This window comes from Acinetobacter sp. SAAs474, assembly GCF_032823475.1.
Classification (GTDB): domain Bacteria; phylum Pseudomonadota; class Gammaproteobacteria; order Pseudomonadales; family Moraxellaceae; genus Acinetobacter.
The window spans coordinates 1,670,315-1,692,578 of sequence record NZ_CP127915.1 but is presented as its reverse complement, the minus strand read 5'-3'; the positions used below and the strand labels follow the sequence as shown (position 1 = coordinate 1,692,578).

Below are 22,264 nucleotides of genomic sequence, written 5' to 3'. Positions count from 1 at the left end.
AGTCAAATCCATCTATCTTGATGACTTAAAGATATTGACATGCTTGCTGAAAAACCTCATCTGCAGTTTGTGTCGCATCCAATCGCTTAATGCGTTCAGGATTTTGTTGCCAAAGTAACTGGTAACCATGACGTACCTGTTGGAAAAAATTTAATTTCTCTTGTTCAAAACGATCTAAAGCACCACGCGCTCGGGCACGATTCATTCCGACTTCCAGTGGTGCGTCAAGCCAAAACGTAATATTGGGCAAATGGGAAACAAAATGTTGATTGAGTAATGCAAAGTGCGCTTGACTTAAGCCACGTCCCATACATTGATAAGCAAAACTTGCATCGACAAAACGATCACATAATACTGTTTTACCACTGGCCAATGCTGGTGCAATGACCTCTGCCAAATGTTGTGCACGTGCTGCGTAAATCAACAATAGCTCGGTTTCATGACACATCTGCTCTTGATGATCAACACTTAACAACAAGGCACGAATTTGTTCAGCCATAGGTGTGCCACCTGGCTCACGTGTCAACACCACTTGCTGTCCTTGTTGTTGTAAATAATCATGAATACGACGGATGAGTGTTGTCTTACCCACACCTTCGGTTCCCTCAAAACTGATAAACATCCCCTCTCCTCATGACTTGGATCTTAATACTTTTAAATAAGCTTGAACAGCTTGATTATGCTCTTGTAAATTACGACTAAATTTATGTCCGCCATTGCCAGTAGCGACAAAATAAAGCGTATCTGCCTGATCAGGATGCATTGCAGCCTCAATCGCTTTCTTACCGGGTAATGCAATTGGTGTTGGCGGCAAACCTGACATGGTATAAGTATTATAAGGTGTTGCTGTTCTTAGGTCTTGACGGCTAATTTTACCTTGATATTTGTCGCCCATACCATAAATAACCGTTGGATCAGTCTGCAATCGCATACCATTTTGCAAACGACGTACAAAAACACCTGAAACTTGCGCTAACTCAGCATCTAAGCTGGTTTCTTTTTCAATAATTGAGGCCATAATTAAAGCTTCATATTTATTTTTATAAGGTAAACCTGCTGCTCGACCTTGCCAAGCTTGATCCAGTGCTTTCATTTGATGTTGATATAAATCCTTGAGAATTTTTTTATCTGATTCACCTTTAGCAAAAAAATAAGTATTCGGTGAAAACAATCCTTCTGGATGATCAAAAGGAATATCTAAAGCTTGCAACATCTGTGCATAAGGCAACTGTGTAACTTCTTTTTTAACCAAATCATCTTGTTGTAACTGACGCACCAAATCTTTAAATGTGGTTCCTTCAATGACTAAAATACGATTGAGATGTGCATTATCTGCATTGGAAATCATCACCAAAACTTGTCGGATACTGGTGCCTTGAGGAATTTCATATACACCAGCTTTAAGGCTATCATGAATAAAAAGATGCTGATAAAGCTTTAATACAATTGGAAAATTAACATCATCCTCTTTGGCTAAACGATCAATAAAAGCCGAATAGCTATCACCTTGACTAATCGCGAGCATTTTTTTCGCGCCCTGAACGGGATAGTCTTTCAATAAACTGCTCCATAATACCCATATCACGAGTAATAAAATGATGATAAAACTCATCAATAATGCACGAAGCGGCAGTTTTTTAACACGCTGAGGGTCTTTATTGGACGGTTTGGTTTGAGATGTAGACATATTAGTAAATCTGATTCAAATGGAGATGATTAAAAAGGTCAATACAAGGTTGCACATCCAAATTTCGCTGTTCAAACTGGGCAACCATTTTCATAGGATGAAGCACATTACAAAAAAATAAACTCTCAATATGATGAATTTCATCCATCGTCACACTACGTTGTTGACAATCTATACCTTGTTGTTGCATACGTCGTAAAATTTCAGCACGCATCACACCATGCACACCATTATAACCAAGTTGCGGTGTAATCCATGTATGATTGATACGAATAAAACAATTACTGCTAACACCCTCAACAACGGTATCTTGCACATCACAGACCAATGCTTCAATCCAGCCCTGTTGATCAGCCTCATGTTTTAATAAGACTTGCTCTAAGCGGTTTAAACTTTTTATACCCACTAAATTAGGCATCATCAGTCCAATACGTTGCAGCAAAACACCACTCTCTATGATTTGATAACGAAAATCTTGTACATCAGCTGGATAATAAAACAGCCAGACATCGGCTGGATGTTGGGGTAACGTGTAACCACGTGGACCATCACCACGACTCACCACAATTTTTAATGTGCCATTGGCTGGTTGTGAAATATTTAAACGATGTATTGTCTGTTGAATAACCGCAAAATCAGCACAAAGGAAAAGTTTTTCGCAAGACCATTCTAGCCGTGCCATATGTAATGCTGCCAACTGCATGTTTCCATCACGAATACATGCTGTGGTAAAGCAGCCATCTCCATAATGAAAGGCACGATCAAATAATGAAATCTCTTTAACTTGCTCGCCATTTTTAAAGCATTGCATCAATTCAACATCCAGCCATAAATCATGTCTTATTTTAGGTAAGTTATATTAATTTTCTATTGCTTTTTTTCGTATATAAAATTCATTTTTTCTTATTTTTTTTGCAAAAAGACACAAGCTATTCTTGCCATCATCTTATAAAGCATTCTTATTTGGGGTAACCATGAGCGGATCAAAGCTAAAAACTGGACTTATCGCCGCGATTCTCGCTGCAACCTCTTTCTCTGCGATTGCGAAAGATTTTCTTAATGTGTCATATGATCCTACACGTGAATTATACGATGATGTTAATAAGAATTTTTCTCGATATTGGGAAAGTCGTACTGGACAAAAAATTAATTTCAAACAATCCCATGGCGGCTCTGGCAAACAGGCGCGTGCTGTTATTGATGGGTTAAATGCTGATGTCGTGACACTCGCACTTGCTGCCGATATTGATGTGATTGCACAAAAAGCCAAATTACTGCCGACCGATTGGCAGAAAAAACTCCCAAATAATTCAACTCCCTATACGTCAACCATTGTTTTCTTAGTGCGTAAAGGAAATCCTAAACATATTCAGGACTGGAATGATTTGGTTAAACCCGGTGTTGCAATTATTACACCCAATCCCAAAACATCCGGAGGAGCACGCTGGAATTATTTAGCTGCTTGGGCCTATGCCAAAAATCAGCCGGGTGGTAATGATCAAACAGCACAAAATTTTGTGGCTAAAATTTATAAAAACACCAAAGTACTTGATTCTGGTGCTCGTGGGTCTACCACAACATTTGCTGAACGCGGTATTGGTGACGTGTTATTGGCATGGGAAAATGAAGCACATCTTGCATTACGTGAACAACCTGGTCAATTTGAAATCATTACACCATCATTATCCATTTTAGCAGAACCTCCTGTTGCAATCGTTGAAAAGAATGCTCAGAAAAAAGGCAATATTCATTTAGCCAAAGGTTACTTAAACTTTTTATATTCGCCTTTAGGTCAGGAAATTGCTGCACGTAATTTTTACCGACCACGTAATCAAGCTGTTTTAGCAAAATATCAACATACCTTTCAACCACTCAAACTGGTGACCATTGATCAAGCGTTTGGTGGATGGAATAAAGTTCAAAAAGTACATTTTGAAAACGGCGGCATTTTTGACCAGATTGTTAGTGCCAACAATGCCAAATAAGTGTGCGATTGATTGAGGAGTAAAGATATGACACATACCGTAATTGTTCCAGGTGTAGGTGGTAGTGAATATCATCATTGGCAATCTTGGTTACAACGACAGCTCATGTCTTGCTCACGAATCGAACAGAAAAATTGGCAGCAACCGATTTTAAATGAATGGGTTGCTGAATGTGCCAAAACCTTATCGGCATTACCTGAACAGCGTATTGAAATTGTGGCCCATAGTTTTGGCTGCCTGAGTATTGTTGCAACGCTGGCACAGTATCCAGAGTTTAACAGCAAAGTTAAAAATCTGGTTTTGGTTGCACCCGCAAATCCGATACGTTTTGGTATACATGGTTTTGCTGATGATGCGTTCGGTCATTACCAAGATTATTTTCATCAACTTAAAATTAAAGTTCCAGCAACCTTCATCATGAGTGAAAATGATCCTTGGCTAAATTTTAATGATGCACTTGATTTAGCTTCATCTTGGCAATTAACACCGGTCAATTTAGGCTGTGTTGGTCATATTAATGTTGCTTCTGGATTTGGTCCTTTCCCTGAAATTTTTGATTTCTTGATTTCAGAAAAGAATATGCGATATATCAATATTTCTGATGATCACAAGCATTTATTTAAATTTGCTTTTTAATTAGTGCAATTTATGCTTGGTACAAATTTTTATCTTCACTAACTATATGGGTTAGTATTCTCTCTGTTTGAGGAGTAATCATGTCGCAGCGATCCCGAGTGCTGCCAGGATTTGGTCTATCTCTAGGCTTTACCCTAGCGTATTTATCATTAATTGTTCTTATTCCTTTATCTGCTGTATTTATTAAATCTTTGGGTATTGGTTGGGATGGTTTATGGGAAATTGTCACCTCAGAGCGTATTATTAAATCGCTACAACTCAGTTTTACTACAGCCATTATTGCCGCATTAACCAATGTTGTATTTGGACTGTTATTGGCATGGTGCCTCGTACGCTATAGCTTTCCTGGTAAACGCATTGTAGATGCATTAGTCGATTTACCTTTTGCATTACCTACAGCCGTTGCAGGGATTGCCTTAACGTCACTATATGTATCTACAGGTTGGCTCGGTCAATATCTGGAACCATTGGGTATTCAAGTCGCTTATACACCTTTAGGCATTACATTGGCCTTAATTTTTGTTGGCTTACCTTTTGTGGTCCGTACAGTACAACCTGTTTTAAGTGATTTAGAAACAGAACTGGAAGAAGCAGCAGCAGCCCTAGGCGCAAATCGTCTACAAATTGTCAGTAAAATTATTCTACCTATTTTATTGCCTGCTTTAATTACTGGCTTCGCCTTATCTTTTGCTCGTGGCGTCGGAGAGTATGGTTCTGTTATTTTTATTGCGGGTAATCAACCCTTTAAGACTGAAATTGCACCATTAATGATTATTTCTCGTTTAGAGGAATATGATTATGCTGCTGCAACTACGATTGCTGTCGTCATGTTGATGATCTCATTTTTAATCTTGTTTGTGATTAACTTATTACAAGCTTGGGCCAGCCGTCGTACCGGGAGAACTGCACGATGAATATCAATCCCAATGCTTTAGCTGAAAAATTACAGTCACGTGATGCAACCCGCGAACCGACTTGGGTACGTTATCTGTTACTGACCATTGCCTTGATTTTCTTTTTAAGCTGCCTCGTCTTACCACTTATTCTGGTCTTTGTTGAAGCGTTTAAACAAGGTATGAATGTTTATTTTCAAGCCTTAATACAACCCGATACATTATCAGCAGTTAAACTCACCTTACTGACTGCTGCAATTGCCGTTCCAATGAATGTCATTTTTGGTGTTGCTGCAGCATGGGCTGTTGCTAAATTTAATTTCCGTGGTAAATCTATTTTAACCACCTTAATTGATCTTCCATTTGCCGTTTCTCCTGTGATTGCAGGTTTAATGTTGGTACTGATTTTTGGTACGCAAGGCTGGTTTGGTGATTGGTTATTAGATCATGATATTAAAATCTTATATGCTATCCCTGCAATTGTGATTGCCACTATTTTTATCACAGTACCTTTTGTTGCACGTGAGCTCATTCCACTCATGGAAGCTCAAGGTACGGAAGAAGAAGAAGCTGCAATTGTATTGGGTGCTTCAGGTTGGCAAACCTTTTGGAAAGTGACTTTACCCAACATCAAGTGGGGCCTGATTTATGGTGTCATTTTATGTAATGCGCGTGCTATGGGCGAGTTTGGTGCGGTATCGGTTGTATCTGGCCATATCCGTGGTGAAACCAACACCCTACCACTCTATGTTGAAATTCTTTATAACGAATATACATTTAGTGCAGCATTTGCGGTGTCTTCGCTTTTGGCCTTTCTCGCCATTATTACTTTAATTTTCAAAGCATGGATTGAAGCACGCCAAGGCAAGCAAATTAAACCATATGAAGATTCAACCATCTAATGAGGAATGACATCATGAGTATTCAAGTTAAAAATATTGAAAAAAACTTCGGTGCATTCCATGCGCTTAAAAATATTACCTTAGATTTTCCAGATGGCCAATTGGTTGCCTTACTTGGTCCATCAGGTTGCGGTAAAACAACATTACTACGCATTATTGCTGGTTTAGAATCTGCAGATGGTGGGCAAGTGATTCTGGAAGGTCAGGATGCGACCGATGTGCATGTGCGCGAGCGTCAAGTTGGTTTCGTATTCCAGCATTATGCTTTATTTCGTCACATGACCGTATTTGATAACGTTGCATTTGGCTTACGTGTTCGACCACGTGGTACTCGTCCGTCTGAAGCAGAAATTAAACAGCGCGTCATGCGCTTACTGGATTTAGTCCAACTGAGTTTTTTAGCAGATCGCTATCCAGCTCAATTATCGGGCGGTCAACGACAACGTATTGCACTCGCACGTGCCTTAGCAGTTGAACCGCGTGTCCTATTACTAGATGAACCTTTTGGTGCTTTAGATGCCAAAGTACGTAAAGAGCTACGTCGCTGGCTACGTACACTACATGATGAATTACATATTACCTCTATTTTTGTCACACATGATCAAGAGGAAGCTTTAGAAGTTGCTGATCAAATCATTGTCATGAACAAAGGTCAAGTAGAACAGATTGGTTCACCTCGTGAAGTGTATGAACAACCTGCCACGCCTTTTGTTTTTGACTTTTTAGGTCAGGCCAACCGTTTTGAAGGATACAGTCATCAAGGCATTATTCAAATTGGTGAAGATCGTATTCAACTACCACACCATGAAAATGCACCACAAGGTGATGTGGTTGCTTTTGCTCGACCACATGAACTGCGTATTCATAGCCAACCAGAAGCAAATGCCATTCAAGCCACTTTTTTACGTGAAGTTTGGATAGCAGGCAAAATTTTAGCAGAACTAAGTGATTACCAAGGTAATACCATTGAAATCGCATTAACTGCTGAAGAATCAAAACAACATCAATTTCGTATTAATCAAACTGTTTGGCTCAGTCCGACCAAATTACATTTATTTGAAAACCAAGTCGCTTAAGACTGATCGATGGGGCGACACGCCCCATCCTCTGAGGAAAATAGAATATGAATTTCCAACAACTACGAATTATTCGAGAAACAGTGAGGCAGAACTTTAATCTTACTGAGGCATCAGCTGCACTTTATACATCACAATCTGGTGTCAGTAAGCATATTAAAGATCTAGAAGATGAGTTAGGCGTACAACTGTTTATTCGTAAAGGCAAACGTTTATTGGGTTTAACTGAACCAGGACAGTCTTTACTCGGAATCGTAGAACGAATGTTGGTAGATGCGGATAACATTAAACGCTTAGCCGATGATTTTAATCGTGTTGATGAAGGGACGCTCACTATTGCCACAACACATACTCAGGCACGTTATATTTTACCGCCAATTATAAATCAGTTTAAGCAGGAATTTCCCAAAGTCCATTTAATCCTGCAACAAGGCAGTCCAATTGAGATTGCTGAAATGTTATTACAAGGTGAAGCCGATATTGGTATTGCGACCGAGTCATTAACGACAGAAGATAATTTAGCCAGTATCCCTTACTATAATTGGCAACATAGTATTATTACACCACAACATCATCCATTAACCACCAAAGCACAGATCAGTATTGCCGATTTGGCCAGTTATCCGATTATTACCTATCATGATGGCTTTACTGGACGCTCTAAGATCAATAAAGCATTTGAAGATGCAGGTCTTGAAGTCGATATTGTGATGTCTGCACTTGATACCGATGTTATCAAAACTTATGTTGAACTCGGTATGGGGGTCGGTATTGTCAATAATGTTGCTTATGACCCAGAACGTGATTATCGTCTAAAACAAATTGAAACGGATCTTTTTGGTATCAATACCACTTGGATTGCAGTACGTAAAGGTCATTTATTACGCGGTTATGGTTATGAATTTATTTCGCTTTGCTCACCAGACACCAATATTAAAGCATTGAAAAAAATGGCTTATCCAGAAGATTAGTCACGTTAAAATAGTACTGATAGCAATAAAAATACCAGTCAAATCTCGATTTGACTGGTAGGGTGATCTAGCTGCGCTAACATCCAGCAGCTTAAATACGCTTTAAGACTTACCAGAAGAAATTAACACCAACTTTAGCCACTGGCATCCATGCATATTTATTTTTATTCGAAATTTTGCTTCCTTCAGCTTTTAATGCATCCTCTAGATTAAGATCTTTTTTAGTTGCTTCATCTGTCATACCTTCTAAATTACCACCAGCATATACTAAATCTGCTTTTGGATTACCACTGTAGTAAGCACCTGCTTCAGCAAAAAGCCCCCAGTTTTGTCCTAATTTAGGCGAATAACCCACACCTAAATACGGCGCAATGGTGTTTTTATAATCAGTACTTCCTTTAATACGAATACCTTGATCACCCGCTTTAAACTCGGTATGATTGACCTTAAAGCTTTCACCTGCACCAACACGACGTTCAAGATCATAGTCATTTTTTAAGTAAGCAACACCTGCTGCAACATAAAATGCCTCAGCCCACTTATTATCACTTGCTCCCCAAGGACGAATTTCTGCATTTAAATAGGTGTTTTTATTGTTCTGGTCCCAATCATATTTTGACCCATCAATTTTTAAATTGCTATTCCATGAAATGTCGCCACCATTATAACCTAATGCTAAGCCCACATATGGATTAACGGCCCATTGTAATGCAGCACCATACCCAGTAGTCCCCACTTCTACGCGTGCACCCGTTGGTAATAAAGAAGAAGCTCCGACATATCCATCATCGATAACACCAGCCATCGTTGAACCTGCAATTGCCGTGAACATCGAAGCTGCTAGGATTGTTTTAATCGCTTTCATCCAATTTTCCTCAGATTTTTAACTGAAATAATAATTAAGAAAAAAATTTACAATCTGAATATAAGTGATAATTGTGGAATTCTTCGTCTATTTTTGTAACTTTTTGATACATTATTCATCTTTGTTGTATGATTTTTCTTTATCTTAACTGATGCAATATCGCTTATTTATATATAGTGCACAAAACTAACACCCATTTGAGCAAGCATGATTATGGCCGATGGCCATGCGGTTATTTATTGTAGCAGAATATTGATCAATCTTTAGAAGGTTGTCGCTGTACTTTAACGAGACAATCTAGAAGCACAGTTAAATGTCAATATAGACCATTGTAAAAATTAATAATTAATTTCGATATAAAACAGTTTTTCATCAATTTTTTACTGAATATAGTGTAAAATCTTTTAAATTTTTTTTCTGGAAGGAAAATCATGTCACAGCTTTCAACAATCATTGAACAAGCTTTTGAAGACCGTGCTAATTTTACAGCTGCAGATTGTCCTGCAGAAATTCGTCAGGCAGTTGAGGAAGCAATTGCAGGCTTAGATAACGGTACATTACGCGTTGCTGAAAAAATTGACGGTGAATGGATCGTTCACCAATGGTTGAAAAAAGCAGTGTTATTATCATTTAAACTCAATGATAATAAAGTCATTGAATCATGTGACCTTCAATTCTATGACAAAGTAGATACCAAATTTAATGGCTGGACTGAGGCTCAGTTTAAAGCAGCTGGTGTACGTGTTGTTCCACCCGCTGTTGCACGTAAAGGTTCATTCCAAGCAAAAAATGTTGTACTCATGCCGTCATACGTCAATATTGGCGCGTATGTCGACGAAGGCACCATGGTAGATACTTGGGCAACTGTTGGTTCTTGCGCACAAATTGGTAAAAATGTTCACCTTTCTGGCGGTGTTGGTATTGGTGGTGTACTTGAGCCATTACAAGCAAACCCAACCATTATTGAAGATAACTGCTTCATTGGCGCACGTTCTGAAATTGTAGAAGGTGTGATTGTAGAAGAAGGCTCTGTCATTTCAATGGGTGTATTTATTGGTCAATCGACTAAGATTTATGACCGTGAAACTGGTGAAATTCATTATGGTCGTGTACCTGCTGGCTCTGTTGTCGTTGCTGGAACGCTGCCATCAAAATGTGGTACATGTAACTTATATGCAGCCATTATTGTGAAAAAAGTAGATGCAAAAACGCGTGCTAAAACCAGCTTGAATGATTTATTACGCGAAGACTAAAATACACAATCCTTTGAAATCTCTACGATTATAAATAATCGTAGAGATTTTATTTTTCTAATCTGTGGTTAATGGTATGACAACTTCTCTACGTTCTTCGGCTATTCCTGTTTCTGATCCTTCTGCAGGACTACGTATTACGGAGATCTTTTACTCACTGCAAGGGGAAGCAAATACTGCGGGATTACCCACTGTTTTTATTCGTTTAACGGGCTGTCCTTTACGTTGCACTTATTGTGATACAACCTATTCATTTGAAGGTGGCACACGAATATCACTTGACGAAATTATTCAACGTACACTGAGTTTTAATACACCTTATATCTGTGTAACTGGCGGTGAACCTTTAGCACAACCGAATGCCTTACCCTTGATGCAACGCTTAGTCGATTTAGGTTGTCACGTCTCTCTAGAAACAAGTGGCGCACTGGATGTGTCCCATATTGATCCACGTGTATCTAAAGTTTTAGATCTTAAAACACCAACCTCTGGTGAAATGTCACGAAATTTAATAAGTAATATTGATTATTTAACCTTACATGATCAAATTAAATTTGTGATTTGTAATCGTGAAGATTATGAATGGTCTAAAGCCCAAGTGGCACAGTACACACTCAATGAAAAAGTGAATACCATCTGGTTCTCCCCCGCTTTTGCTGTTGAAAAAGGTGCTGTCCGCTTACCACAACTTGCACGTGATTTAGCACAATGGATTTTAGAAGACCATCTCCCCGTTCGTTTCCAACTACAATTACATAAATTGTTATGGAACGATGAAACTGGTCGTTAATGGTACATGATTTTGGAGAATAAAATATGCGCTCTCGTGCCGTAGTCTTATTATCTGGCGGTTTAGATTCCACTACATGTTTAGCTTGGGCACAAGCTCAATATGACTGTATTGCCTTAAGCTTTAGTTATGGTCAACGTTCCTCTACTGAGCTGGATGCTGCCAAAGCACTTGCAGAACGTGCAGGTATTGAACATCGTATCATTAATATTGATTTAGGTAATTTAGGCGGCTCTGCGCTGACCGACCATAGTATTGAAATTCCTGAACAAGAACAAACCGGTATTCCAATTACTTATGTACCCGCACGTAATACTATTTTTCTTTCCTATGCTTTAGCTGCAGCCGAAGTTTTTGCAGCAGAAGCGATTGTAATTGGAATTAATGCAGTCGATTACTCGGGTTATCCAGACTGTCGTCCAGAGTTTATTGATGCCTTTGCTAATATGGCTCGCTTGGCCACCAAAGTCGGGGTAGAAGGTAAACCGCTTAAATTTGAAACACCTTTATTACATTTATCCAAAGCAAATATTATTCGCTTAGGCATTGAACATGGCGTAGACTATAGTCAAACTGTGTCATGCTACCAAGCAGACCAAGAAGGACGAGCATGTGGAAAGTGTGATAGCTGTCGCTTACGCAAGCAAGGCTTTGCTGAAGCAGGTGTTACAGATCCAACTCGTTATATGCCTAATTAAATAGGACACTTTAAGCGATATGAAATCTAAAATTTTATTTTCTACACTGATTGCATTCACCTCATTGGTTTCTGCAACCAGTTATGCCAACAATGCTGAGCAGGCGAAAAAGTTAGAAGCTGCTTATCAAAGTACCAATATCAAGCAAAGTTTGATTAATGTGTGTGTCGATGATTATACCAAGGCAGGTGCTTTAAATAAATTAACCAAAGCAGATGTCAACAAACTCTGTTCATGTAATGTAGAATCTCGTGGCCGTATGACTGAAAGTACCAAATGGGATCTACAAAGTGCAACAAATGCAAAAAATCAGGCAAAAGTAAAAGAAATTTTAGCGCGTTTACAAAAAGCTGAAGAGCCTAAAATCAAAAATTGCTTAGGTGCTGATCTACAGAAAAAATTATTAAGTCTTCAAGCCAAATAGGCAATCTTAAAGAGTAAAAAAGCCACAACACTGTGGCTTTTTTACTCTTGAGGATGACATCAGTCATAATAAATTTAACCCTAAGGCTTAGTATTGCCCTATTCGTGATCAAGCATTAAAGGATATGTCATTGAAAATCAATTTACCTCAGCAAAATTTTGCCACTACCACGGGACAAGTCAATCTCAATGAGATGACCACAGACTGGTTAATCATTTACTTCTATCCTAAAGATTCAACACCAGGATGTACCACACAAGCGGTCAGCTTTTCATGTCTAAAAGATCAGTTTGATGCACTCAATACCACGATTATTGGTGTTTCGCGTGATTCAGTGAAGACACATCAAAATTTTACAGCAAAACAAAATCTCAGTATTAATTTAATCAGTGATCCAGAAGAAATACTGTGTCAGCATTTTGATGTGATTAAAGAGAAAAACATGTATGGCAAAAAAGTCATGGGCATTGAACGATCTACCTTTATTTTTCATCAAGGCCAATTGGTCAAAAGCTATCGTAAAGTCAAAGCAGCTGGACATGCTGAACAAGTTTTAGCTGACCTAACAAAGCTACAAAATTCATAATATCATCGCCCGATGAGGATAAAGCAGATATCGTCTCAATGCGGCGCTATCTGCTGTACTTAAAATAATATGATCAAGATATGATGTATGACTCAGTCCGACCTTCATAGCGACAAATAAATAAAAGATCGATTGAGCATGTTAAAATAACCCATGACCATGGTCAAAAATCTATTGCAATAGATGAAGACCAATCCAGCACATCACCAGCGCCATCAAGACATGAAAAAATTTCCACATACGATAATCTTTAAATATTGGCTGTAGCCACTGTGCCGCATAACCTAAACTAAAGAAAAACAACCAAGAAGCCAAAATTGCACCACTGGCAAAATAAATTTTTGTCGCTGCAAATTGTACCGAAATACTGCCGATTAATATGACGGTATCTAAATAAACATGAGGATTTAACCACGTCAACATCAGACAAATACATAATGTTCGCCCTAAACTGGATGATTGAGATGGGTGCTGTTCTAAACCAGATTTAATTTGATAGGCCAGATAAAAATGCTGTAACGCATAGATCCATAAAAATAATGCACCAGCATATTTAACCCAAATGAGCCAATCGGGATACATACTCAGTATTTGTGCAAAACCAAAAATACCTGCCAAAATCAATATGGTATCTGACAGTGCACACAACAAACAGATCCAGAATACATATTGTCGGGTTAAACCTTGTTTTAATACCAAAGCATTCTGTGCCCCAATCGCAACGATTAAACTTAAACTAACCAAAAATCCTTGCACAAAACTATTGAGCATGACTTTATTACATCCCACAATAAAATATCTACCATGGTCATTTTCTGTTATTTTAGTGTTGAAAAGACAATATTCAGAAAATATCAATCTCCATTAATTTTTTTAAGGTAAATTATGTTAGCGCATAAATCGTGTGAAGCTTTTTTAGCTGTAGCTGAGTATGGTAGCTTCGAAGCCGCAGCAACACAATTATGCATTACAGCATCAGCAGTAAGCCTGCGTGTACAAACACTTGAAAAACAATTAGGACAAATATTCATTGTACGAGAACGTCCATGTCGTGTGACTCATGCAGGAGAAATTTTACTCAAACATCTGCAACATCAACGTTTAAAAGAAAATCAGTTGTTACAACAATTACAAGGTCATCATCGTCATGCATTTTATCAATTAAATATTGCGACCAATGCAGATACATTGGCAACATGGCTACTTCCCATCCTACAACCAATACTCATTCAAAAAAAAATTACCTTAAACTTAATGATTGAAGATCAGTCACAAACACATGAATTACTGGCAAATGGTTTAGTCAATGCCTGTATTTCAGAAGTCCCGCAAACCATGAAAGGCTGTCATGCGCATTTACTAGGAAATATGCGCTATAAAATGGTTGCTACACCGCAGTTTAGACAAGACTGGTTTGATCAAGGAATACATCGCCAATCGATACGCCAAGCACCCGCTGTGATTTTTAATCATAAAGATCAACTACATGAAAAAATGACTTTATCGCTATTTGGTTTAAATCAACACGATTATCCTCATCATTTTATTCCCTCCTCAACTGCTTTTGTTGAAGCAATTGAATTATCACTTGGCTTTGGTATGGTGCCGGAAATACAAATCCAGCAACAATTACACACAGGGCAATTAATTGAACTTCTACCAGAAGCACGTAAGGATCAATATTTATATTGGCACCACTGGGAACAGCAGTCCACTGCACTACATGCGATCAGTCAGCAAATAATTACTCAAACACAGCAATTGCTGATATACAACGAGTGAGCGCTTAAAACTCACTCGCTTAAAACAGTTAAAGTGGGCTACCATCCTGCATTTGATATTTATGCTGCAGTTGCTGATATATTGCGGTCTTTTGAAACTGTTGCAAAAACTGAATAGTGCCTTGTGGAAAGGCATCCAATTGTATTTCTCCTCGGTAATAGGCTTCGCGTACAGGCGTTGCAGACATCGCATCTTTTAAACTATTTAGCTCAACCAGCTGCCATTCTGGAAAAAATTTTAAATAGTAAGAAGAATCATCTTTAAAATGGCCAATTAAACCAATTTTATCCTGATGATTAGCAATTTTCATCACTAAGGACTTAACCAACTGTTGCCATTTTTCATCATTATAGACATCAATCACATCTATAAAATGAATACGCTTGCGATCTTGTTCAGAAAAATTTAACAAAATCATCAACTTACGTTCAGATACTAAAAATGGATTTTTAATGGTCCGTTCATTTTGTGCAGAGCCTAAGGCTAAAATGACATGATGACTTTGCTGTAAAGCAATTTCAATCGTTTGCATATGTGCCAAATGAAAAGGTTGAAAACGACCAATAAACACTAAATAATCAAAAATATATTTCATAAATCATTCAAACTTTTTTATGAACTCATCAGTTATGTCGCATACGATTTTTTAGGACATAATGCGTCATAATATTAAATTAGACTTTAAAGCAAGGATAGTACGATGACACTGAGTTGTATTCAACAACCACATGAACATTTAAAAGTAAATCTAAATGACGGTATCTTGACACTGGCAATTAATCGCCCACAAGCCAAAAATGCACTCTATGGCGAACTTTATTTAAAAATTGCTCAAGCACTCGATGAAGCAGATCAGGACCCTCAAATTCGTGTCGTAATTTTACGTGGCGTAGATCATGATTTTACTGCCGGAAATGACATGCAAGATTTTATGAAATTTATTCAAATGCCTTTGCATGGTAAAGCTGGCGATGCTCCTCCTTTTGTGGTGTTAAAATCTGCAGCACAATTTTCTAAACCTTTAATTATGGCTGTGCGCGGTGTTGCAATTGGTATCGGTGTTACACTGTTATTACATGCTGACCTCGTCTATAGTGACCAGAGTGCATTATTCCAAATTCCTTTTGTTAGTCTAGGATTGTCTCCCGAAGGTGCATCTAGTCAATTGTTAGTGCAGCAGGCAGGTTACCATAAAGCGGCTGAACTGCTATTTACTGCCCAAAAGTTTAATAGTGAAAAAGCATTAAATGCGGGGATTATTAATGCAATTGAAATAGACCCTTATGCTACAGCACAAAAACAAGCAACTCATTTAGCAGCACTGCCACTGGCCTCACTACGTCAGACCAAGGCTCTAATGAAACATAATCTTAACGATATTATTGCCTGTATTGATCACGAAGCAGAAATTTTTATGCAGCGCGTTGCCTCACCAGAAATGAAAGAAGCGCTAAGTGCTTTTATGCAAAAGCGACAACCTGATTTTTCGCAGTTTAATTTTGCATAATCGAGTCTAGCATCATCATGTATCGATGCGACATCCTTGATGATCATCAAAATATCAACTTGAATACTGGATGCAATGGCTAAAAATAAATCACTGATCAGCTCAGCTAGATCGCGATCTTATAACACTGTAATCTCATCATATAACAGGATATCCTGCAATCTGCGAAGCAGTATATCCGATCATAAATCTACACTATCCATCCATGAATGAGGATAATAAGCAGTTATGTCAAATTCTACGACTGAAAAACAACGTTATTATGAACCTGCACCTATCGATATTGATATTGATAATTTTCGTAAAGTCATTGAAAGTCGACGCTCTGTCCGTAAATTTACGGATAAAGCGATCCCAAATGACGTCTTAGATGCATGCTTAGATTTAGCTTTACTCGCACCCAACTCATCAAACTTACAACCATGGACATTTTATGTCGTTCAACAAGCTGATAACAAAAAGAAACTGGTCAAGGCCTGTCTTGGTCAACTTGCTGCTAAAACTGCTGCAGAATTGATTGTTTGTGTTGCCAGAACAGATCGCATTGATGAGATGGCAGCAAAAAATCTCAGTGCATTCCCTTTCCCAGAAGTTCCCGCAGCAGTTAAAAAATACTACAAAATTATTCCTTATAATTATAAAACAGGCTACTTCAATGCCTTTGGTCATTTTAAAAAATTGGCATTTGGTGTGGCAAGAACTCTAGATAAACAGCTTCCTGTAACTGCATTTAATCCAGCAGATGCCAAACTTTGGGCCAGTAAAACAACTGCACTGGCATGTGAAAATCTGGTATTGGCCCTGCGTGCTTATGGTTTTGATAGCTGTATGATGGAAGGTTTTGATGAACCCTTGATTCGTCAATTATTAAATCTCAATGATCAGCAGTATCCCGTTATGGTCATTGCAGCCGGTGAACGCGCCAAAGATGGTGTCTTCTTTCCGCAATATCGCTTTGATCGTGATCTATTTATTCAAAAGCTTTAATGACATCAACTGCTGATCAGTTGACTATTTAAGTGATGAGATCATTTTGATATCAACACCACCAAACAAGGATGTTTGAACGCAAAGATGATAGGATGAAACAGCTAAACTGGATCATTTTACAATATTAGCAACGCTTTAACATTCAACATAAACACGATGAGCATAAGTGATCACTGACTCTGCGTCTTATTCAGCATCAACATGAAAAAGTTGAATAAACTCAAATGCAGGCACTTCATAAGGATGGGCCATCTTTAAAGCTGTCACGACAGCCATCATATTTATTTCAGCCACTAAAGTCTCCACACGCCATTCAGCGACTTTTTCTAACTCCCCGACGCTACCTACAAAAGGTGTCGCACCAGTTGTCGCTTGAAACTGCCCAAGACCTAGAACTTGCCAAGCACAGTGTTGATAATGGCCAATTCCCCCTGCGCCCGCATCAAAAATAGCTTGTTTGGTCACTTCAAGATGTGAGTCAGGAACATAATAAATCAATTTGAGCATCTCATTACCTTTGATCGTATGACGCTATATCACACGCTAACATGCTCAAGCCATCCATACAACAACCGCGATAGATCATACAGCTCAACTATGGTTAAAATCGTTCTAATAAATAACTTACTATTAAAAATAGCACTTGAATGACAATCACCATCACAAAAAGTTTCCATCCTTTTCGTTGCCGCTCTCCCATTATTATTTTATGCATATGACCACCTCATATCCGTATAACAATCATCATGATTGATATACGATTCTGTTATTGTGCTTTAAGCTACGCCTGTACTGGACTTCTAATAATGCAAAATCTAAACCAAATCGATCGTATGAAACTTAATTTACTTGAAAAATAATGAAATTAAAGCATTTAAAATATGCTATGCAGACTCACAATACTGTAACAGTAATTTTTGATATTAATCTATGATATTTTTATTTTAAACCAAGGATTGAGCGATCTTGCAAGGATCTAAATTCAATATGAACCTGTTTATTTTATATGAAATGTCAAAATATTTTGACTACTTTTTTAAGTTTAATCATTTAAAAATAACAAGAACCGCATAAAAAAGGGCTATGTCATTATCACATAGCCCTTTTCATGGATTTAACAATTAACCAATAAACTGACGCGCATTACGGAACATACGTAACCATGCACCATCTTGATCCCATTCCTCAGGCTTCCAAGAGTGTTGTACTGCACGGAAATTTCGTTCAGGATGCGGCATCATAATCGTTGCACGGCCATCTTGAGACGTAACACCAGAAATTGCTTCAGGTGAACCATTTGGATTGAGTGGATAATGCTGTGTCGGCTGACCATGACTGTCAACATAACGCAAAATAACTTGTTGGCCAGCATTCAAGGCTGCTAATTGTTCCGCACTTGCGACCACTCGACCTTCACCATGCGCAATTGCAATTGGTAAAATCGAACCTTCCATACCCTCAAGTAATACGGAATGAGATTTTTCAACACGAACGTTAACCACACGTGCTTCAAACATTTCAGAAGTATTACGATGGAAACGCGGCCAATGATCTGCACCCGGAATTAATGGCGCCAATTGTGATAACATTTGACAGCCATTACAGATGCCAAGAGAAAATGTTTCTTGGCGACGGAAAAACTTTTCAAACTGATCACGTAACTTGGTGTTAAACAATACAGATTTTGCCCAGCCACCGCCTGCACCTAGCACATCACCATAAGAGAAACCACCACAAGCAACCAGACCCTCAAAGTCATCTAAACTCACACGTCCAGCAAGTAAATCGCTCATATGGACATCAACCGCATTAAATCCAACCTTATCAAAAGCGGCTGCCATCTCCACATGACCATTGACACCTTGCTCACGTAAAATCACCATATTTGGACGACGTAAGTTAAGATAAGGTGCTTCGATTTCTTCATTTAAATCAAAAGTTGCTTGTGCAATTAACCCTGCATGCGAGCGATCGGTAATTAAGGCAAATTCTTGATCTGCTGTGCTAACATTATCACGTAAACGTTGGATTTGATGAGAAACCTCACTCCAAGCCAGTTGTAAATCTGCACGTTCAAAAAGCAAACCGTTGACTGCTAATTGATCAGTGTGATTAACATATCCAACTACCGAAATGGCATCATGAAGCACAGACTCAGCCACTTCAGCTTGTAGATTTGCCCAATCTGCCTGACTAATTTGCAATACTGCACCAATTTCTTCAGCAAATAGTGCCGCAACCGACTGATCTTCAAGTGCAACACCTAAACGTGATGCAAACATCATCTCTGCAACTGTTGCCAACAAACCACCATCACCAATGTCATGGTAGGCTTGAATTAAGCCACGCTGATTCCAATCTTGTACCAATGCAAAAAATGCTTTGAAATCTTCAAAACTGTCTACATCAGGTGTAACCGAACCGATGGCTTTATATACTTGCGCTAGAATTGATCCACCTAGACGGAATTGACCTTTAGACAAGTCAATGCGTACTAAAACAGATTCAATGTCTTTTAATTGAGGTGTTAGGGTTTGGCGAACATCTGTGACAGGTGCAAATGCAGTAATGACACCAGACATTGGTGAAGTCACTGATTTTTCTTCACCTGCATCATGCCAAGTAGTCCGCATAGATAATGAATCTTTGCCCACTGGAATAGCAATACCCAATGCTGGGCACATTTCCATACCAATCGCTTTTACGCCCTCAAACAAGGCTTGATCTTCACCTTGCTGACCAGCAGCAGCCATCCAGTTTGCTGATAGCTTAATATCACTGATTTGGTCAATTTTTGCTGACATGATATTACTAATCGCTTCAGCAACCGCTAAACGTGCAGATGCTGCAGGATTCAGCAATGCGACCGGTGGACGCTCACCCATGGCCATCGCCTCACCAGTATAACCGACTAAACTGGTAGTGGTAACCGCAGCATCCGCAACCGGTATCTGCCATGGACCGACCATTTGATCACGTGAAACCATACCAGTAATAGAACGGTCACCAATCGTAATCAAGAATGACTTAGATGCGACAGTAGGATTTTTCAGTACACGATAAATGGCATCTTGTAGATCAACCACAGTATCCGCATTAAAGTCATCGCCTTGACGTTGTATGGTTTCATACGCACGGCTCATGCGTGGTGTACCACCCAACATGACTTGCATCGGCATATCCACAGCTTTATTATCGAATAGAGGATCTTCAACCGTTAAATGACGTGCTTCAGTTGCCTCACCGAGTACCGCAAATGGACAACGTTCACGTGCACAAAGCGACTCAAATAGTGCCAATGAGTTTGGACGAATCGCCAAGACATAACGCTCTTGTGCTTCATTAGACCAAATTTCCATTGGTGACATACCTGGCTCTAAAGATGGAATCTTACGCAGGTTAAGTATTGCACCTAATTCGTGATCATTGACCAACTCAGGCATTGCATTCGAAATACCGCCAGCACCGACATCATGTACAGAGACAATCGGGTTATTATCTTCCATACGCCAGCATGCATCGATGACCTCTTGACAACGTCGTTCCATTTCTGGATTTTCACGTTGTACTGAAGCAAAATCAAGATTTTCGCCCAATTGACCACTATCAACAGAAGATGCAGCACCACCACCCAAACCAATCAACATGGCTGGACCACCCAATACGATCAGTAAGTCACCAGGCTGTATCGGATCTTTTTCAACGTGATCTGGACGGATATTACCATAGCCACCGGCAATCATAATTGGCTTATGAAAACCTTTCACATCACCGTGAACACGTTGTTCAAAAGTACGGAAATAACCATTTAAAGCAGGACGACCAAACTCATTATTGAATGCAGCACCACCCAGTGGGCCATCAATCATAATTTGTAACGGTGATGCCATACGTGATGGCTTGCCGTAATTTTCTTCCCAAGGTTGTTCAAAACCAGGAATATTCAGATTCGATACCGTAAAACCGGTTAAACCTGCTTTTGGTTTACCACCACGTCCTGTAGCACCTTCATCACGAATTTCACCACCTGAACCTGTTGCAGCACCAGCAAATGGCGCAATCGCAGTTGGATGGTTATGTGTTTCCACTTTCATCAAAATATGTGCCGCTTGGCTTTTATATTTATAAACGTGATGACCTGTGTCATGTTGTTTCGTTGGATAAAAACGTTGCGTATCAAAACCAACAATCACTGAAGCATTATCTTTATATGCAGATAAAACATCTGTTGGTGATTCTTTATAGGTATTTTTAATCATCTGAAACAATGATAATGGTTGAGTTTCACCATCAATTGTCCATTCAGAACCAAAAATTTTATGACGACAGTGTTCAGAGTTTGCCTGAGCAAACATCATTAATTCAATATCGTGCGGATTACGCCCCATTTTACTGAAAGCTTCAGTGAGATAGTCAATTTCTTCATCTGACAATGCAAAACCAAATTCACTATTGGCTTGCACTAAAGCGGCCTTACCTTGCCCCAAAATATCAATACTATTTAAAGGTTTTGGTTCAGTTTCTAAAAATAATGCTGCCGCTGCTTCAAGCTGATTAAAAACACTTTCAGTCATCCGGTCATGAAGAACAAGTTTGACATCATCCGAAATGTCTTTTACACCCTTCAAAGTAAATAAAACACCGCGTTCTAATCGTTGAACAGGTGTATTACAGTTGGCAAAAATATCTGTCGCTTTAGATGACCATGGCGATATTGTGCCTATGCGTGGTGTCACAAGGATTTGAATTTCATCACTTGCAGCCTGACGTAAAGTATAAGCTTGACCATCATTTAAAAGCTGTAAAGCGGATTGCTGCTGTTGCTCGTTGAGCGCTTGGTTAAACAGATAGACCCATTGGCTTTCTATTGATTGAACCGAACTAATGGACGATAAGCGTGTTAATAGTTGAGTTATCTTAAAAGAAGAGTGTGCGGGTGCACCGGCCACGATAAACATGCTGATTTTGGCTCCACGGGATGGCCAGACGACCATGCCACAATGTGACTTTGAAGAGAGCACATATTCTACTGTGTATTAGCGGAATCAGCTAGAGATAAAAACACTTTTTATTACATCAAATCACCTATTTCTTCACAAGAATTCTTTTATTTTCAGATAAAAAATTTGAATTTTTCTAAATAGTTTTATGAAATAAAAGCATAAATAAATAATTCTAAAACATTTTGAGGTTAATTAGCTGTGGATTATATCCCTCTA

The 22,264-nt window shown here is 38.8% G+C and carries 23 protein-coding genes; 14 read left to right on the top strand and 9 right to left on the bottom strand.

The window, feature by feature from the left end:
* Window positions 1-25 precede the first annotated feature (25 nt).
* The 3 genes from tmk to pabC form a co-directional block, all read right to left on the bottom strand.
* Window positions 26-622 (bottom strand): dTMP kinase, encoded by a 597-nt coding sequence (gene tmk, locus QSG86_RS08855; RefSeq protein WP_317031156.1) that lies wholly within the window; start codon window positions 620-622, stop codon window positions 26-28.
* Window positions 623-631: 9 nt separating this feature from the next.
* Window positions 632-1,612, bottom strand: coding sequence for an endolytic transglycosylase MltG (gene mltG / locus QSG86_RS08850; RefSeq protein ID WP_410487520.1), 981 nt, complete (start codon window positions 1,610-1,612; stop codon window positions 632-634).
* Between the two features lie 76 nt (window positions 1,613-1,688).
* Window positions 1,689-2,498 (bottom strand): aminodeoxychorismate lyase, encoded by an 810-nt coding sequence (gene pabC / locus QSG86_RS08845; protein ID WP_317031154.1) that lies wholly within the window; start codon window positions 2,496-2,498, stop codon window positions 1,689-1,691.
* A gap of 163 nt (window positions 2,499-2,661) precedes the next feature.
* Here pabC and QSG86_RS08840 point away from each other — a divergent pair, with 163 nt between their 5' ends.
* The 6 genes from QSG86_RS08840 to QSG86_RS08815 all read left to right on the top strand — a co-directional run bounded on the left by QSG86_RS08840 (window position 2,662) and on the right by QSG86_RS08815 (window position 8,150).
* On the top strand, window positions 2,662-3,672 hold the full coding sequence (locus QSG86_RS08840) for a sulfate ABC transporter substrate-binding protein (RefSeq protein WP_317031153.1): 1,011 nt from the start codon (window positions 2,662-2,664) through the stop codon (window positions 3,670-3,672).
* Window positions 3,673-3,699: 27 nt separating this feature from the next.
* Window positions 3,700-4,308, top strand: coding sequence for an alpha/beta hydrolase (locus QSG86_RS08835; RefSeq protein WP_317031152.1), 609 nt, complete (start codon window positions 3,700-3,702; stop codon window positions 4,306-4,308).
* An 80-nt stretch (window positions 4,309-4,388) separates the two neighbouring features.
* Window positions 4,389-5,222, top strand: coding sequence for a sulfate ABC transporter permease subunit CysT (cysT, locus tag QSG86_RS08830; protein ID WP_317031151.1), 834 nt, complete (start codon window positions 4,389-4,391; stop codon window positions 5,220-5,222).
* A complete protein-coding gene (cysW, locus tag QSG86_RS08825; RefSeq protein ID WP_317031150.1) occupies window positions 5,219-6,103 on the top strand; it encodes a sulfate ABC transporter permease subunit CysW in 885 nt (294 codons plus the stop codon). The genes cysT and cysW overlap by 4 nt, the downstream gene beginning before the upstream one ends.
* Window positions 6,104-6,117: 14 nt before the next feature.
* Window positions 6,118-7,179, top strand: coding sequence for a sulfate/molybdate ABC transporter ATP-binding protein (locus QSG86_RS08820; RefSeq protein ID WP_317031149.1), 1,062 nt, complete (start codon window positions 6,118-6,120; stop codon window positions 7,177-7,179).
* A gap of 47 nt (window positions 7,180-7,226) precedes the next feature.
* The gene (locus QSG86_RS08815; protein ID WP_317031148.1) at window positions 7,227-8,150 is read left to right on the top strand and encodes a CysB family HTH-type transcriptional regulator; all 924 of its coding nucleotides are present in this window, start codon (window positions 7,227-7,229) and stop codon (window positions 8,148-8,150) included.
* Between the two features lie 109 nt (window positions 8,151-8,259).
* Here QSG86_RS08815 and carO read toward each other — a convergent pair whose 3' ends face one another.
* A complete protein-coding gene (gene carO / locus QSG86_RS08810; RefSeq protein WP_317031147.1) occupies window positions 8,260-9,015 on the bottom strand; it encodes an ornithine uptake porin CarO in 756 nt (251 codons plus the stop codon).
* Window positions 9,016-9,446: 431 nt separating this feature from the next.
* Between carO and dapD the strand changes: the two genes are divergently transcribed.
* From dapD to QSG86_RS08785, 5 genes are all read left to right on the top strand, one after another.
* Window positions 9,447-10,268: a 2,3,4,5-tetrahydropyridine-2,6-dicarboxylate N-succinyltransferase gene (gene dapD, locus QSG86_RS08805; RefSeq protein WP_317031146.1), complete on the top strand. Its 822-nt coding sequence runs from the start codon at window positions 9,447-9,449 to the stop codon at window positions 10,266-10,268.
* Between the two features lie 76 nt (window positions 10,269-10,344).
* A complete protein-coding gene (gene queE, locus QSG86_RS08800; protein ID WP_317031145.1) occupies window positions 10,345-11,058 on the top strand; it encodes a 7-carboxy-7-deazaguanine synthase QueE in 714 nt (237 codons plus the stop codon).
* 26 nt (window positions 11,059-11,084) lie between these two features.
* The gene (queC, locus tag QSG86_RS08795) at window positions 11,085-11,756 is read left to right on the top strand and encodes a 7-cyano-7-deazaguanine synthase QueC (RefSeq protein WP_317031144.1); all 672 of its coding nucleotides are present in this window, start codon (window positions 11,085-11,087) and stop codon (window positions 11,754-11,756) included.
* 19 nt (window positions 11,757-11,775) lie between these two features.
* A complete protein-coding gene (locus tag QSG86_RS08790) occupies window positions 11,776-12,180 on the top strand; it encodes a hypothetical protein (RefSeq protein ID WP_317031143.1) in 405 nt (134 codons plus the stop codon).
* Window positions 12,181-12,304: 124 nt separating this feature from the next.
* A complete protein-coding gene (locus tag QSG86_RS08785; RefSeq protein ID WP_317031142.1) occupies window positions 12,305-12,766 on the top strand; it encodes a peroxiredoxin in 462 nt (153 codons plus the stop codon).
* A gap of 171 nt (window positions 12,767-12,937) precedes the next feature.
* Here the strand turns inward: QSG86_RS08785 and QSG86_RS08780 are convergent, their stop codons facing one another.
* The gene (locus QSG86_RS08780; RefSeq protein WP_317031141.1) at window positions 12,938-13,537 is read right to left on the bottom strand and encodes a LysE/ArgO family amino acid transporter; all 600 of its coding nucleotides are present in this window, start codon (window positions 13,535-13,537) and stop codon (window positions 12,938-12,940) included.
* Between the two features lie 114 nt (window positions 13,538-13,651).
* On the opposite strand from QSG86_RS08780, the gene QSG86_RS08775 reads away from it, so the two are divergent.
* On the top strand, window positions 13,652-14,548 hold the full coding sequence (locus QSG86_RS08775; protein WP_317031140.1) for a LysR family transcriptional regulator ArgP: 897 nt from the start codon (window positions 13,652-13,654) through the stop codon (window positions 14,546-14,548).
* Between the two features lie 28 nt (window positions 14,549-14,576).
* Here QSG86_RS08775 and QSG86_RS08770 read toward each other — a convergent pair whose 3' ends face one another.
* The gene (locus tag QSG86_RS08770; RefSeq protein ID WP_317031139.1) at window positions 14,577-15,143 is read right to left on the bottom strand and encodes a nicotinate-nicotinamide nucleotide adenylyltransferase; all 567 of its coding nucleotides are present in this window, start codon (window positions 15,141-15,143) and stop codon (window positions 14,577-14,579) included.
* Window positions 15,144-15,248: 105 nt separating this feature from the next.
* On the opposite strand from QSG86_RS08770, the gene QSG86_RS08765 reads away from it, so the two are divergent.
* Both QSG86_RS08765 and QSG86_RS08760 read left to right on the top strand, forming a co-directional pair.
* Window positions 15,249-16,055, top strand: a complete 807-nt coding sequence (locus QSG86_RS08765) for an enoyl-CoA hydratase (RefSeq protein WP_317031138.1) — start codon at window positions 15,249-15,251, stop codon at window positions 16,053-16,055.
* 228 nt (window positions 16,056-16,283) lie between these two features.
* Complete coding sequence (locus tag QSG86_RS08760) at window positions 16,284-17,042, top strand: nitroreductase family protein (RefSeq protein ID WP_317031137.1); 759 nt, start codon at window positions 16,284-16,286, stop codon at window positions 17,040-17,042.
* 189 nt (window positions 17,043-17,231) lie between these two features.
* Here QSG86_RS08760 and QSG86_RS08755 read toward each other — a convergent pair whose 3' ends face one another.
* The 3 genes from QSG86_RS08755 to purL form a co-directional block, all read right to left on the bottom strand.
* Window positions 17,232-17,552 carry an NGG1p interacting factor NIF3 gene (locus QSG86_RS08755; protein ID WP_317031136.1) on the bottom strand — a complete coding sequence of 107 codons (321 nt, stop codon included), beginning with the start codon at window positions 17,550-17,552 and terminating at the stop codon, window positions 17,232-17,234.
* 94 nt (window positions 17,553-17,646) lie between these two features.
* Window positions 17,647-17,706, bottom strand: a complete 60-nt coding sequence (locus tag QSG86_RS08750; RefSeq protein ID WP_317032715.1) for a hypothetical protein — start codon at window positions 17,704-17,706, stop codon at window positions 17,647-17,649.
* A 460-nt stretch (window positions 17,707-18,166) separates the two neighbouring features.
* On the bottom strand, window positions 18,167-22,003 hold the full coding sequence (gene purL, locus QSG86_RS08745) for a phosphoribosylformylglycinamidine synthase (RefSeq protein WP_317031135.1): 3,837 nt from the start codon (window positions 22,001-22,003) through the stop codon (window positions 18,167-18,169).
* Between the last annotated feature and the right edge of the window lie 261 nt (window positions 22,004-22,264).